The organism is uncultured Paraglaciecola sp. (assembly GCF_943787955.1).
Lineage (GTDB): Bacteria > Pseudomonadota > Gammaproteobacteria > Enterobacterales > Alteromonadaceae > Paraglaciecola.
Genome location: NZ_CALSOK010000010.1, coordinates 223,100 through 238,586, shown reverse-complemented (window position 1 = coordinate 238,586; position 15,487 = coordinate 223,100). Strand labels below are relative to the sequence as shown.

General features: G+C 41.0%; 12 protein-coding genes. 3 read left to right on the top strand and 9 right to left on the bottom strand.

Annotation, left to right across the window (positions count from 1 at the left end):
- Nucleotides 1–8: 8 nt before the first annotated feature.
- From Q0Y52_RS08755 to Q0Y52_RS08735, 5 genes are all read right to left on the bottom strand, one after another.
- Nucleotides 9–3,128: a CheR family methyltransferase gene (locus tag Q0Y52_RS08755; protein ID WP_297820688.1), complete on the bottom strand. Its 3,120-nt coding sequence runs from the start codon at nt 3,126–3,128 to the stop codon at nt 9–11.
- A gap of 707 nt (nt 3,129–3,835) precedes the next feature.
- On the bottom strand, nt 3,836–4,573 hold the full coding sequence (gene rlmB, locus Q0Y52_RS08750; RefSeq protein WP_297820686.1) for a 23S rRNA (guanosine(2251)-2'-O)-methyltransferase RlmB: 738 nt from the start codon (nt 4,571–4,573) through the stop codon (nt 3,836–3,838).
- Nucleotide 4,574: 1 nt separating this feature from the next.
- On the bottom strand, nt 4,575–6,965 hold the full coding sequence (gene rnr, locus Q0Y52_RS08745) for a ribonuclease R (RefSeq protein ID WP_297820684.1): 2,391 nt from the start codon (nt 6,963–6,965) through the stop codon (nt 4,575–4,577).
- A gap of 694 nt (nt 6,966–7,659) precedes the next feature.
- On the bottom strand, nt 7,660–8,289 hold the full coding sequence (locus tag Q0Y52_RS08740; RefSeq protein ID WP_297820682.1) for a tetratricopeptide repeat protein: 630 nt from the start codon (nt 8,287–8,289) through the stop codon (nt 7,660–7,662).
- Between the two features lie 127 nt (nt 8,290–8,416).
- Entirely contained in the window at nt 8,417–8,653 is a 237-nt protein-coding gene (locus Q0Y52_RS08735) for a TIGR02647 family protein (RefSeq protein ID WP_297820680.1), read from the bottom strand.
- Between the two features lie 247 nt (nt 8,654–8,900).
- Here Q0Y52_RS08735 and fre point away from each other — a divergent pair, with 247 nt between their 5' ends.
- Nucleotides 8,901–9,599: an NAD(P)H-flavin reductase gene (fre, locus tag Q0Y52_RS08730; RefSeq protein WP_297820678.1), complete on the top strand. Its 699-nt coding sequence runs from the start codon at nt 8,901–8,903 to the stop codon at nt 9,597–9,599.
- Nucleotides 9,600–9,638: 39 nt separating this feature from the next.
- On the opposite strand, the gene trmL is transcribed toward fre, so the two are convergent.
- The 4 genes from trmL to Q0Y52_RS08710 all read right to left on the bottom strand — a co-directional run bounded on the left by trmL (nt 9,639) and on the right by Q0Y52_RS08710 (nt 12,272).
- The gene (gene trmL, locus Q0Y52_RS08725) at nt 9,639–10,103 is read right to left on the bottom strand and encodes a tRNA (uridine(34)/cytosine(34)/5-carboxymethylaminomethyluridine(34)-2'-O)-methyltransferase TrmL (RefSeq protein WP_297820676.1); all 465 of its coding nucleotides are present in this window, start codon (nt 10,101–10,103) and stop codon (nt 9,639–9,641) included.
- A gap of 148 nt (nt 10,104–10,251) precedes the next feature.
- Nucleotides 10,252–11,223, bottom strand: a complete 972-nt coding sequence (locus tag Q0Y52_RS08720; protein WP_297820675.1) for an alpha/beta fold hydrolase — start codon at nt 11,221–11,223, stop codon at nt 10,252–10,254.
- A gap of 84 nt (nt 11,224–11,307) precedes the next feature.
- Nucleotides 11,308–11,739: a CBS domain-containing protein gene (locus Q0Y52_RS08715; RefSeq protein ID WP_297821489.1), complete on the bottom strand. Its 432-nt coding sequence runs from the start codon at nt 11,737–11,739 to the stop codon at nt 11,308–11,310.
- 302 nt (nt 11,740–12,041) lie between these two features.
- Entirely contained in the window at nt 12,042–12,272 is a 231-nt protein-coding gene (locus Q0Y52_RS08710; protein WP_297820673.1) for an ATP-binding protein, read from the bottom strand.
- A 189-nt stretch (nt 12,273–12,461) separates the two neighbouring features.
- On the opposite strand from Q0Y52_RS08710, the gene Q0Y52_RS08705 reads away from it, so the two are divergent.
- Together Q0Y52_RS08705 and Q0Y52_RS08700 are read left to right on the top strand one after the other, a co-directional pair.
- Nucleotides 12,462–13,289, top strand: a complete 828-nt coding sequence (locus Q0Y52_RS08705) for a Spy/CpxP family protein refolding chaperone (RefSeq protein WP_297820671.1) — start codon at nt 12,462–12,464, stop codon at nt 13,287–13,289.
- A 233-nt stretch (nt 13,290–13,522) separates the two neighbouring features.
- Entirely contained in the window at nt 13,523–15,394 is a 1,872-nt protein-coding gene (locus Q0Y52_RS08700) for a DUF885 family protein (RefSeq protein ID WP_297820669.1), read from the top strand.
- The last annotated feature ends 93 nt before the right edge of the window (nt 15,395–15,487 follow it).

Sequence of the window (15,487 nt, the reverse complement as noted above, 5' to 3'; positions counted from 1 at the left end):
ATAAAGATTCAATCCTTTATAACTGGGGCAGCGGAACTAAGTTGCTGTATCTGAGCTTTGCTATTTGCCAGTGCTTCTTCGGCTTGTTTTCGCTGAGTAATATTAATGAAAACAGTCATGAAGTGTTCTGGCTTATACCGGAAAACGAGACAGTCACACAAAATATTGCTGGGCCACAGACGCTTTTCGAATCGAGCACTCTTGCCTGTGCTGACTACCTGGTCGAATATGGCTAGCCAGTCAAAGGGAGCGTTTTCAATCCCTGGAATGGCTTCTCTTGCAGTCTTCCCCTTTGGGTTGATGCCGGTGAGTGTTTGATAGCTTTCATTCGTGTCGAGGAAGCGGTAATCAAGGGCATTGCCTTGGCTGTCATAGATCATGGCATGATAAGCCACTCCGAAGGGCACATTGTCGAATAAACAGCGTAACTTGGTCTCTGAGTCCTGCAACTCGAGCTGTATTTTTTTAACCTTGGTAATGTCGATAAAACTGATCACAGCTCCCTCAATAATATTGTCAAGGGTACGATAAGGCTGCATATTCATGGCGTACCAGTCGTTATTGACGGTTTGCACTTCTATTTTTTTGGAATTCAGGGTATCCAGCACGTTCTGAATGTCAGAGACGAGACTTTTATAGCCGATTAGGTTAGAGGCAATATGTCCTACTGGGCGGCCAACATCGCTGGCAAGCAGGTTGATAATAATATGGGCAGTGGGGGTGAAGCGCAGGATCCGCAATCGCTGGTCGACAAATATTGTGGCTATACGGGTCCCAGCCAGCAAGTTATTCATGTCGTTGTTAGCAATCGACAGATCGAGCACTTTAGTCTGTAACTCGCTATTAACCGTGCCCAATTCCTCATTAATTGACTGCAATTCTTCTTTAGACGTTTCCAACTCTTCATTAGACGTTTCCAACTCTTCATTAGTAGATTGCAATTCCTCGTTGATCGACTGCATTTCTTCATTGGAGGACTTCAGCTCTTCGTTGGCCGTCTCTAATTGTTCCTCAGTGACTTGCAGGTATTCGTTTTTACTGCGCAGTTCACCCTGCAATTCCTTGATGCGCAATACCTGCTCAGAGTCATTGCTGTTAACTGTCTTGGATTTAGCGGGTTTGGTCTTATTTGGGTTTATTGCCTCCTGTTCTGATGGCTGGTCTTCCATAAGCATCAGATACAGGTACAAATCCAATGATAAGCTCGCATCCACTATCACCGGGCAGAGAGTCATATTGAAGTGCTGAAAATGGTCATTGTTCTTCACTTTAAGATTAGAGCATCGCACGATGTCTTTGGTATTCACTGCAATATGCAGTGCCTCCTTAAGCTGATAGCGAAGGCCCTCTTTGGCCATTTTCAGGACATTGTTAATTATGACTTCACCAGGAAGGAGTTCTAGAAAAGCGCCGCTTTTCCCATGAAGATAAAGAATGTCGCCGTTGGCCTTAAACAATACGCTAGCCGGTGCAAGCTTGTTGATTAAGGTTCTTTCGGTGAGTTCACGGAGAGATGTGTGTGAGCTAGGGATGGGTTGCTTATCAATGTTGTTTTTTTTGTTGTGCGGGATACTTACATAATCATGATAGGCCAATTGGGCCATGCCAAAATTATTATCTTTACGCTGAAACAGTTTTTGCTTACGGTTCATTACCTCAAACATTGCATGGGCTTTACCCACCCCCTCAGAAGTCCCTAGCATTAAAACGCCACCGGGCCTAAGTGCAAAGTGGAAGAGAGAGATCAACTTCTCCTGTAGCTCCATATTCAGATAGATCAACAGATTTCGACAACAGAGTAAATCCAGCTTTGAGAAAGGAGGGTCTTTGATGACATCCTGTTTTGAGAAGATCAGCATGTCGCGGATCACCTTAGTGATGCGATAGGTAGTGCCTTCCTTTTCAACCGCGAAGAAGCGCTGCAGACGTTCTGGTGATATGTCCTTTACTGCGCTAGCGGGATAACACCCCGTCCGGGCGGTGGTAATAGCACGATTGTCAATATCGGTAGCGAAAAGCTGCACCTTATAATCTTTCTTGATTCGCTCCATGTGCTCCCGCAAGAGGATAGCAACAGAATAGGCCTCCTCGCCAGTGGAACAGCCCACACACCAAACTCGAATTAGATTATCTGCTGACGCATCAGCAAAGAGTTGGGGAATGACATGCTTTTCGAGATCCATAAAAGCCTGTGCGTCACGGAAAAAATGGGTCACACCGATAAGGAGGTCATAAAATAAGGCATCAATTTCCTTGGGTGTGCGTTGTAAAAATAGCACATAATTATTGATATCCTTGATCTGGTGAACCGCTAATCGTCGCTCAATACGACGGTTAATCGTACTTAGTTTGTATTGAGAAAAGTCATGACTGGTATGGTTGCGCAGCAGAACAAAAATCTTTTTTAAGGCGCTGTTGTTATATGATTCATTAATAATGGAGCGACGGGGCATTTTATTATAAATATGCTTAACGTAGGCAATAAGTTGAACCCCCATATCAGCAGGAGACAACTGATAATCGACCATCCTTGTCGCAATGGCGCTTTTAATCATGCCATCAAATTCTGCAGTCTCGGGGGATTGCACCATGACCATCCCTCCTACCCCCTTGATCGCCCGGATCCCCAGAGTACCATCACTACCAGTGCCCGAAAACACAAGGCCAATGGACCGCTCTTGCTGATCATGAGCGAGTGAATGGAAGAAAAAATCAATGGGTAAACGTTGCCCATGAGGAGCGATGGGGTCCAGTAACTCCAAGGTGCCGTTGCAAAAGGCCATGTCAAATTTGGGGGGAATGATATAAATGCAGTTTGCCTGCACTTTCATGCCGTCCTCTACTTCAAATACCTGCATAGATGTATATCGGCTAATGAGCTCGGCAAGAATACTCTTGTGATCAGGTGCCAAATGCTGCACGAGAACAAAAGCCATATTAATATCAGCCTTGACTGGTATCCCTTTGAAAAATTCCTCAAAGGCTCTTAATCCCCCCGCTGACGCTCCTATACCGACAATATGAAAATTTTTATTTGCAGACATCTCATTCTCAGACACGCGGCTAACTTTGGGTGACACTTTGTCTATATTATTTACAGGCCTGTTAGCGACTTTTTTTTTGCTCATAATATCCCCTGCATTCACCTTATCCCTGTTTGACCACAAACCATCCGTTAGGCTATGAATCTCAATTTCATAAACCCAATAGATTATCTATCTCAGCACTGTTAAAACTATTGTTACAGATCAAGTTTTCTTATTAATGCTATTAAAGATTTGGGCACCAGTGCTGGCTGTAGTTCTTGTTTTAGTGCGCATTTCAGATAAATACGATAACTTCACATCCTTTTGAGCATAGGCGATAAACACAAACTCACCAGTGCTAGCTCAGTAGTCACTCACAATTATTGGATGTCAGTCTAATGGCGAGTACATTTATTAGGCAGGGCGAGTTTTGGGGAACCTAAACCTTTCCCAATCGCGATAAAACACACTACTCGAGGGTTAAAAAACGAGAACAATTTGAAGCGCCTTGAGAAACAAGGTGAGTCTATAAAATACAGATAAAAAAATAATACAAAGACTGTTTTATGTTTGCGCTTTCAGCCGTTTAATAACAACTTGGATTAAAATCTGAGCAAAAGCGGCTATAAACGTTGAGCATTTGAGAAGCCAAGACGAGGTAGACTATTTACTTCCTATGATAGACATACCGATAAGAATACAAGCAACAACATAAAATTGCCGCCTGAATTCTTTGATGGAATTAATTAAAATATTGAAAATAAACCCGAGTCAGCGTTTGGAACTTAAAATCGGCAAGCAGGAGTGTGTTAGATGCGTTGTCTAACCATCTCATAGAGACACACACCAGTCGCGACCGAGACATTAAGGCTTGAAACAGAGCCTGCCATAGGCAGTTTGATCAGCTCGTCACAATGCTCACGGGTTAAACGGCGCATCCCTTTACCCTCAGCGCCCATTACAAGGGCCATTGGCCCATTAAATTTGCAATCGTAGATATTATTTTCTGCTTCCCCTGATGTGCCGACTATCCACACTCCAGCGTCTTGCAAGTCTCGCAAGGTTCTAGCGAGGTTAGTGACTTGAACTAAAGGAATAACATCAGCTGCGCCGCAGGCCACTTTTCGCACCACTGGTGTTAAAGCTGCAGATTTATCTTTAGGTACCACCACCGCATCCACACCGGCAGCATCGGCAGTACGTAAGCAAGCCCCCAAATTATGAGGATCAGTCACGCCATCCAATATTAGCAAAAAGGGTAATTTACTTGACTCTACAATTAAGGCTAAGTCATTTTCATTATATTGCTTAGCAGGTTTAACTTTTGCGACTACACCTTGATGTTGCCCACCGTCTACCTTGTCATCTAATGTTTTACGCTGACAAAATTGCACAGAAGTCCCAAAGCTTCTTGCTTGGCTAACGATGTCGTGAATGCTTTTATCATCTCGGCCTTTCAATACAAAGAGTTCAATTAAACGCTCAGGTTCACGCAGGATAATTGATTCAATGGCGTGGATACCATATAACCATTCTTGTTGAGCCATATTAACTTTTTCCCTTTCTTGAAGTACTTGCCGGCTTACTTCGAGCAGACTTAGTTTTAGATGGAGTGCGGCTTTTTCTAGTCGCTGGCTTTTTAGTGGGTTTGGTGGCGGAAGTGGGTTTAGCATCTGTGCTTTTTTTATTTGGCTCTGACTTTTTTGACCTAGAAGGTTTCCTTCCCGCAGTTTTTTTAATATTTTTGCCTTCAACCCCGTCCAATAAAAAGTCTATTTTTCGTTCATCTAAGTTAACTGAAGCGACTTTAACTTCGACAGGATCGCCTAATCGGTAAACCGTACCAAAGCTCTCACCAATTAAATGCTGCTTAACTTCGTCATAGCGGAAATAGTCTTTTTCTAAAGCCGTAATATGCACTAAACCATCAATATGGAATTCGCTCAAACGCACAAAAAAACCAAAGTTAGTCACTGAAGCAATCACACCTTCAAACACATCGCCCACATGATCGAGCATAAATTCACATTTAAGCCAATCAGACACGTCTCTAGTGGCATCGTCAGCACGGCGTTCTGTCATCGAGCACTGCTCACCTAACGTCTCCACTTCATCTGCAGTATAGGCTTTGCCGCCTGATTGACTCTTTTGTTGATGTTGTTTATTGATTATGCCTTTTAGGGCGCGATGCACCACCAAGTCAGGATAGCGACGGATGGGGGAGGTGAAATGTGCATAAGCCTCTAATGCCAAACCAAAATGGCCGATGTTTTCATGATCGTATACCGCTTGTTTCATCGAGCGTAACAACATGGTTTGGATAAGTTCTTGGTCAGCTCTAGCTTGAATCTTTTCAATCACATCAGTGAAATCTTGCGGAGATACGTCACTGCCAATTTTATGAGTGATCCCCACTTCACCCAGGTACGACAAAAATGCGCCTAAACGATCAGTATCAGGCTCATCATGAATACGATACAACGCTTCAGCTTTATTTTTAGTTAACGTTTGCGCAGCAGACACATTTGCCAAAATCATACATTCTTCAATTAGCTTATGCGCATCATTGCGGGTAACCGGCACAATATTATCTATTTTACGTTGAGCGTTAAATACAAATTTGCTTTCTTGCGTTTCAAACTCAATCGCACCACGTTGATTACGTGTGCGTTTCAAAGCACGGTACATCTCGTGTAAATTTTTAAGGTGAGGCAATTGTTCAGCATAACGTTTGTGCAGTTCGGGGTGACCTTGTGCTCCCTGCTCTTTTAAGAGGTCCCACACTTTTGTATAGGTTAACCTTGCCTTAGAGTTCATTACCGCTTCGTAAAATTGATGTTCCAGCAGCTTACCTGTTTTGCTGATAATCATTTCACACACCATGCATAATCGGTCAACTTGAGGATTTAATGAACATAGACCGTTAGACAACGCTTCTGGCAACATGGGAATAACTTGTTCGGGAAAATACACAGAATTACCACGATTTTGTGCTTCACTATCAAGTGCTGTACCCGGGCGCACATAATAACTGACATCGGCTATCGCCACCCATAATTGCCAACCACCTTCGTCTAAGGGTTCACAAAAAACGGCATCGTCAAAATCTCGAGCATCTTCACCATCAATGGTGACAAGCGGTAACTGTCTGAGATCAATGCGACCTTCCTTCGCTTCCTCAGGGACTTGTTCATTTAATCCCTTCGTTTGCCTGTCGACACCTTTTGGCCAATGATGAGGAATATCAAAAGTACGCAGCGCCATATCAATTTCCATGCCGGGCGCCATATGTTCACCCAACACTTCAATAATTTTACCTATAGCGTTTACACGTTTACGAGGACGCTGAATAATTTCAACGACAACAATATGCCCTTGACGAGCACCGTTGGTTTGTTCTTTGGGTATCATAATCTCGTGGTTAATGCGGCTATCATCGGGAATTACTACCCCCACATTATTTTCAAAAAAGTATCGACCCACTATGGGTTCAGTGCGAGGCTCGACAATTTTGGCAATTCTGGCTTCTCGTCTGCCACGGTTATCTGTGCCACTTTCTTTTACAAGCACCCTATCACCATGAAACACAGTAGACATTTGTGCATTATGAATAAATAAGTCTTTTTCACCATCATCGCGTTTTAAAAAACCAAAACCATCACGATGCCCAATTACTCGGCCTTGAATAAGATCCTCTGTTTTAAGCTTTGCATACTTTTTGTCACGATTGAACTCAACTTGCCCTTCACGCTCCATAGCTCGGAGGCGACGCTGAATGCCAATGCGACTGTCCTCATCTTTTGCATCAAGCAACTGACAAAACTCTATGAAAGACAAAGGCTTTTTAGCTTCGACTAAAAGTTCGAGTAAATATTCACGGCTAGCAACCGGCTTTTCGTATTTTTCTTTTTCGCGTTGGTAAAATGGGTCGTCGCTCATAGGGCGAGGAAATTCCTAACTAATAAATATAATCATGCAGTATAACTAAATGAGCAGCCCAAATAAGATTTTTTAACAGAAACTGTATTAGTAAAACTAATTCACTCATAGCCCATTCATTCACTGCACCTTTGACCCATGACTATTTCCATCTTTTGTCCGCTCTAACTTCAGCAAACAATTCAAGGTTTTTATTCATGAAATCGCGCACTGCGCCTCAACCCTAGTGAAGTGTGTTGTGCACGGAGTAAAGATTTGTGAAGCGAAAACACATACAATACAGCATACCTAAGCACTTTAAATGCAAAATACTATAACGCCCAAAATCGTGAAGAAATCGATTAAACTCACCTCCATGCTTTTTTGGGTAAAACTGCCTTAAGTGTGTGAGTATTTTAGGCGAAACGAGATTTAACGAATGTTTTGGCAATCTAGGGGCGATGACGGAGACGTCTCATAATGTGGCGACACATTTACCATAATGAGAGACGTTGTGAACTATATAATGAACACGCCTTAAAACAAGGCTATAAAGTTGAGTCGTATACCATTCCCTCCGATAAGTATTGAAAGCTTGAATTAGTATGGTTTCAAGGTAACAACATGTTCTTTTCAGAAAACACCTTATTTTCTTATCGCGTCCGAGTGGTTCCACAGTGTTTTATTCACAATCAGAAGCCGCAGCCGATTGTAATTAAGAGTTAAGGGGCCTTTTAGCCTTACGTATTGCTTTGGGGTGCATCAGTTTTTCTAAGCCTTGCATACAGCTTGCAATTTTACGGTGAGTGGGTTTATCTGCGGTAATTGCATTGTACAACCAGTGATAAGCGTCTTCATAATCATAGGGACTGCCATACCCCTCAATAAATAATTCTGCCAATTGAATCTGTGCCCTTAAGTGTCCAAGAACAGAGGCCTCACGTAAAAAAACGACTGCTCTTTCTTTATCCTGTTGGACCAGTTTACCTTGAGAATAATAACGACCTAATTGCTCCAATCCAGACGGGAGACCTTGCTCAGCAGCTTGATGCATAAAATTTATGCCCCGATCGGGCTCTGCGTCAACGCAGACTCCCCAAGCGAGCATGTCGCCCCACAAAAACTGATAACTAGGAATTTTGAGTACTTCCGCCCGTGCCTGAATATCCTGCACCAACTGACAATTATCTGACACCACACGGCTCAAATGTTCATTTTTATTAATTAGGTCCAGTAACTCATCCTGTGAATAAAGCTGGACAGCTTTAATTTCATCATCTGCTTTGGTAGAAGCAACAAATAATAAGACACAACAGACTAATGATAAAGATTTGAATAAGCGCATAAAAATCATCTGAATTTTACTATTTCTCTATATCGGCAATAAAATGGTTTTTATAAATGGTTGAGGGTCATTAAACCCTAACCATGTGCAAGACCAATTATTATGTTACCAACTGTTTGGCCACTTTCTATTTATGTGTTAACGCCATTTTTATAACCAAGGCATGCTCAAACAAATCATGGCCTAAGTCGGTTAAATATCCCCCATCAGGTAACGTTACGATACCTTTTTCAAATAATCTCTTCGCAGCATCAATCACCATTGGTTCTGCGTCATTGTGAATTTTCAAACCTTGCATCAAACTTTTGTTAGGAAATTTCAATAATAAGTTAAGTTCTGCAACCATATCAGACGAAAATGTCATGTTTATTCCTCATAAATTATGCACTTAATTCCCGTGCACAGAGCGGGCTTATATTAGGTTTAAGCGGAACAAAGCATTCAATTATAGAACTTCCACCAAAACCTAGTATTTTCAGTTAATTACGACTCGTATAAAATCAGTCATATGTTTATAATCCTCTACTGAGCCTAAAGCTCAAACAGATGAATATCAAAGGTTATTTCAAATAATCATATTCAAGTCCTATTAATCTAACCAGAAGATATCCATGCAAATAACCCAATGTAAGGTAAAAAAAATTGAATCCCTTACAGACTCAATTAAACGTGTTGTACTAATTCCTGGCTCTCCCCTGAGTTTTATTGCTGGTCAATATTTGCAAGTAGTAATGGGCGAAAATGACAAGCGCCCCTTCTCTATAGCTAACGCGCCTCGTGCAGATGGTACTATTGAATTACATATTGGAGCTGAACCAGGCAATCATTATGCTGGGCAAGTTTTAGAAAGAATGATGAAAGATTCACAGATAAAAGTTGAGGGGGGATTAGGGGAAGCCTATCTTAATCAACCCACTGCACAATCTACTATTTTGTTGGCTGGCGGTACTGGATTTTCGTATACCTTATCTATATTGCAGCAACTTCTACACAAACCGTTAATAGCCCCGGTAATTTTGTATTGGGGAACACGTACGATTAATGACATGTATGCCTTTAACGAACTTTGCTCTCTTGCCAAAAAACATCCTTTTTTTACCTTCATCCCAGTGGTAGAGCTTCCAGAAAAGGATTGGGCAGGCAAAACAGGGTGGGTACATCAAGCTGTGCTTGAGGACATTCAAGACATGAGCACTTATCAAGTTTACGTGGCTGGACGTTTTGAGATGGCAAAAGTGGTACGTGATGATTTCGTTAAACAAGGATTACCGATAACGTCTTTGTTTGGCGATGCATTCGCATTTATTTAAGGAATAAGGGAGCTTCAAAAGAAAGCTCCTGATTATCTTTTACACCGCGCCATCAAATTCTAATTGCCGCCAAGCTTCATACACAAACACTGACACTGCATTCGATAAGTTCATGCTACGACTTTGTGCCAGCATAGGAATACGTACTCGCTGCTCGGGTGGCAGAGATTCAATAATCTCATCGGGTAGGCCTCGGGTTTCGGGCCCAAACAACAATGCATCCCCTGCTTGATACTTAGCTTTGGCAAAGAACGCCTTGCCTTTGGTTGTGCATGCAAAAATTCTTTTAGGCTGTCGAACTTGAATATAAGTGTCAATATTTGGATAACGTTGTACGTTAGCAAACTCGTGATAATCCAACCCCGCCCTACGCACTTTTTTGTCATCCCAATCAAAGCCTAGAGGTTCAATTAAATGTAATGCAAAACCAGTATTCGCACATAGGCGGATAATGTTACCAGTATTAGGAGGTATTTCAGGTTGGTATAAAACAATATCGAGCATGGTTATAATTTCAGTTATCTATAGTGTTGGTATATTAACAAAATCTAGCTAGATGGTTTAACACTTAGTGGGTCTTTATCTTTTGCGCTTATTTTGATAGCTATCATCTTGAGAGCTATCATCTTGAGAGCTATCATCTTGAGAGCTATCATCTAAAAAAGTTTAAAATTGCAGTTAAACAAATTATTCTAAATTTATCCTGCTCTTCTAACAATTCATGCTTAGCTCCTTCAATTACCATCAGCTTAGAATTTGCCATTTTTGCCACTACCCTGCTTTGCCTTTTATTATCTACGACTTGATCAGCTCCAGCTTGAATGACTAAAGCGGGAATGGGAAAACGATGCACATATTGCTCTACTTCGTTCATTGCTTGAGCTGCCATTTTTAGCCAATGCCCGCTGACTCCACCTAACTGTAATTGAGGTGCGGCTTGATATTCTTGACGAAAAAGTTGATACCTGATTTCACTGTGCGTTAATTCATTGGATACAAAAGGCTGATTGTCATAATTTTTTTGTCCAAAAAAATAGGTGTTCTTTTTATTGATACTGGCGTGTAAATTCAGCAGTAAATTAGCTAACCAATCAGGTAAAGGTGGACGAATGCCAAACATAGGTGCACAAAGCGCTACCTTTTCAAATAATTCCGGATAACGTAAAACGGTCAAAGCGCCGATGGTCCCGCCCATTGAATGACACAACAACTTAGGTTTATGTGGTGTTTTTTCAGTGACCACTTCATCAATAAATTTTTTGAAATCAGCCACATATTCAGAAAAGTTTCCCACATAGCCTATTTGTGAATTGTCTAACATACGCCCTGACAGACCCTGCCCTCTATGGTCATGAATAAATACCGAATATCCATTTTGATAGAAGTCGTACACTACCTCCTTATACTTAATTAAACTTTCGATACGCCCTGATGAAATCACCACAGCTCCAAGTGCCTGAGGATGCAGTGCGTAAGCGTATGCAATAGCTACTTTTTCCATTTCCCCCGGTTCCTCAACCCCATCAAAGTTTCCGTGTTGAACCGTCTCTTGCCAAAAAGGTTGAATAGCGGTGACATACTTTGATGCTAAGTTATCTTCAGAGCAAAGGGTAAAGTGAGACATATAAGAAACCTACCTTGAAATTCGATATGAAATACGTGCCGCAAACTAGTACTCATTATTTATAAAGCAATGACTAAAGTCGGCTTATTTGGCTTGACTGAGTTTTTTGTTGTGGTTGGTTTCAATTGTCCTAAGGATATCGCGCCAACTAATAATGCCAATTGGGGCACCTTTTTCATTTACGACTGGAATGCAGGAAATATTGTGTTTATTGAATAGACTAATTGCCTCATACACATCAGCTGAGTGCTTCAAGGTAATAGGCTTTCGGTTCATGATTTGGTGAACCTTTATATCCAAAGTAAACTGATCATGTGCAGTTGCTTGAATTGTATCAATAAAAGGACTAATTGACTTGAGCAAATCACGATCTGAAATCACACCATACAACTTCCCATTTTCTACTACGAGTAAATGGTGAAACTTAGCATTTACAAAAATTTGTTTAACCGTGCGCAAAGTGTCATCCAATGTAACAGATACCACCGGTTTACTCATGATCCGCTCAACTAACATGTGTTGCCTCATTCCCCAAACTACAATCAAAAATATAACCGTAAATGTGTGTCGTATGCAATAAAAATCAAAACTCTATGCTAAATGTGCCGCTTATACCAATTGCAGTCTAAGTCTTCGACAGGCTACTCACATTATACTGTTGTAATTTAATCCATAATGCAGGATTGATAAAACGTTTACCCACATTATGAGTTTGTTATTCAACAGAGCCGCGGCTGTCATACTAGGTAACAATATTATTAATCAAAGCGTTCAACACTTTTTAAGATGAAGTTATGATTAATACATTTGCTTAAATGCTATTCATGGCTTTGTGAAAGGTATGGATATTTTAACAAGCAATCCACCTTGGGGCGTGTTGTGCTTGCCTGAATAAAACCTATATGTTTATTTATAGCATGTTTTGCAATGGCCAAACCGAACCCTACTCCGCCACTATTCCTATCTCGTGCAGTAGATTCGCGATAAAAGGCTTCACATATTCTACTTAACTGATTTTCATCAATCCCAATACCATCATCTTCTGTCATTCACACTATATCGATCAATAATATGTTTTTAGACGACATATGTTCCCTCCTATATAATTAACACTTGGTACACTATAACTTAGAGCATATTGTCGGGCATGGTGTATTTACACAAGCTTTACACTTCCTTTGCGTTTCTTTGCATTGCATTCGCTAGACTTATTAGGGATTCATAAAGAGGATAAAAAAATGTCAAAATTTACTGACGTAATAAAAACAGCACTTACACCTATTGCACTTTCGCCTATTGCACTTTCGCCTATTGCACTTACGCCTATTGCACTTTGTCTAGCCCTTGCCATCGCTGTACCTGCAATAGCTAAAAAAGGGCATCATCAAAAATGTGATGGTATGCGTCAAATATTATCTGAGTTATCGCTAACCAGTACACAAAAGCAAGATATCAGACAAATTTTCAAACAATCCCGTGAAGACAGAAACATGTTCAAGACTGTTGATAAGGCCCTTAGAACAGAGTTGCACAGCATTATAGAATCGACTGAATGGGATCGAACAGCTGTAGAAAGTGCCATTACCCAGCGCCAAGCTTTAATGCAAGAAAAAGCACTACAACGGGCCAGCAACAAACACCAAGTGTGGCGCTTGTTAACTGAAATTCAACAAACAGAATTTGTACCACAATTAGACTCTCGCAAGGAAAAGCGCGCTGAAAGTAAAAGAGAACACAAAAAACTAAAACGGCTAGGTTTTACTGAAGATCAACTTGCGGCCGTCAAAGCCATCAAGACTGCGGCTAAAGAAAATGGCGCAAAAGTAAAAGCTAAGCTTAAAAGTTATCAACAAGCAGAACGGGCACTTATCCAGAGTGCCAACTTTAACCCAGAGGCTTGGGAATCCCTGAACACTGAATATCAAGCCGACTTTATGGTCATGGCAATTTTAAAAACCAAAAGCAAACATGACATTTGGAACCTAATGACACCTGAACAACAAACCGCAACCACAGAAAGAGTCGACAAACACAAGCGCGGTAAGAAAGGTAAAAGACATGGATAGGTATATTAAACAAGCATACTTTTATAACAAGAAGGCGCCAGATAAGGTGCCTTTTTTTTGATCATTATTGGCATACATTTTAACATGAGAATTGTATGACATAAAAATACCCAACATGAAATTTTGTACCAAGAGCAAACTTTTGATTCCTTTAGTATTCGAAGATTAATTGTTTTATCCTGCGTTAGCATTATTGAATCGAATATTCAGCTTAAAGTTAATAAGGGTTCCACATGAAAAAACACCTAAGTATTATTACATTACTCATGATGACCGCTTGCGGCCAAGTTGCAAAAGAGCGCGCGATCAATACACCCATCGGACTAAGTGTTACACAAGAAAAGGTACTAACAGAAAGCCAACGTCTCAATCAATGGTTTGAGAGCAAGTACGAAGAAAGACTTTTACAATCCCCCATGACTCTGACGACCTTAGGCCGTAAAGAACGTTATGATGAACTAGATGATTTCAGCGAAGCAGCTGAAGATAAAAGTATAAAATGGCAGGCTGATTCTGTTACTGAGTTAAAGAACTCTTTTGATTACACTGCTTTAAATGAAGATGCTAAAATTTCTTATGACCTCTGGATTTTTCAGTACGAAGCAGCGAAAGCACAAGTGCCTTATCGTAGAAGGGGATACGTATTTACGCAAATGCATGGTCCACATGCTAGTACGCCAAACTTTTTAATTAACTTTCATCGTGTTGATGATGTGTCTGACATGAACGCTTATATCAAACGTATTGCCGCACTAGCCAGAGGTATCACTCAATTATTAGAACGGGCAAAAATCCACGCCAGTGAAGGAGTGCGCCCTCCAGTGTTTGCCTATGAGGGGGTAATTCAGCAATCTAAAAATTTGTTGCAAGGACAACCATTTGACCAAAATAAAGCCGACTCTCCATTGTTAGCAGACTTAAAAAAAGAAATTCAAGGTTTAGTCGATGCTAAAAAAATTGATGCGGCCAAAGCAAAAGAGTTACAAACCCAAGCCCAACAAGCCTTGCTCACACATTTTCTGCCTGCTTATGAAAATCTAATCACTTGGTTCGAACAAGACTTGGTCAATGTAGCTAAACAAGCCACTGGTGTAGGGGCTCTGCCCGATGGTGAAGCCTTTTACAATGCGGCTTTACTTAATGTGACGACTACAGATTATAAAGCAAATGAAATACATCATATTGGCTTGAGTGAAGTGGCGCGCATTTTAGGCTTGATGGAAGACATTAAAACATCAGTTGAATTTAAAGGTAACTTACAAGAATTTTTCGCATATATTAAAAGTGATATTAGCAATGAGAAGTTTTACTATCCTAACAATGATGAGGGTCGCCAAGGGTATTTAGATGACTCAACCGCCTATCTCGACTTCATAAAAAACAAATTACCTGAATACTTTGGATTATTACCTAAAGCCGACTTAGTAGTGAAACGTGTTGAAGCGTTTAGAGAGCAACCTGGTGCTGCGCAGCACTATAACCCTGGAACACCAGACGGCTCTCGTTCAGGCGTCTATTATGCTCATTTATCAGATATGACCGCTATGCCCAAAAACGAAATGGAGGCCATTGCCTATCATGAAGGCAACCCCGGCCACCATATGCAAATATCTATCGCTCAAGAACTAAAAGGCGTACCTAAATTTCGTACTCAAGCATTTTTCATCGCTTATATTGAGGGCTGGGCCTTGTATTCTGAATTACTGGCTAAGGAAATGGGTGCCTATAACACGCCATACTCGGACTTTGGTCGCCTAGTCACTGAGATGTGGCGAGCAATACGTTTAGTGGTTGATACCGGCATTCATTCCAAGGGTTGGACAGAGCAGCAAGCCATTGACTATTTCAAACAAAACTCGCCTATTTCAGAAGGTCAAATCATCTCAGAAGTACAGCGTTATTTTGTGTGGCCGAGTCAGGCTACGGGTTACAAAATTGGCATGTTAGAAATATTGAAATTGCGCGCAAAAGCCCAACAAGCACTAGGTGAAAGGTTTGATATCAAGGACTTTCATGATGTGGTGTTAGGTGGTGGCTCTGTGCCTTTGCCAGTATTAGAAAGAATGGTCAACAATTGGATTGAAAAAACAAATAAACCTAGCTAATAGAATCATTAGCGATCAATAATTTAGGTAGAGTTACGAAGGTCTGATGGCCGTTTCCTCTAACTTTTTTATTTATTTGGGCCACTAGGAGCC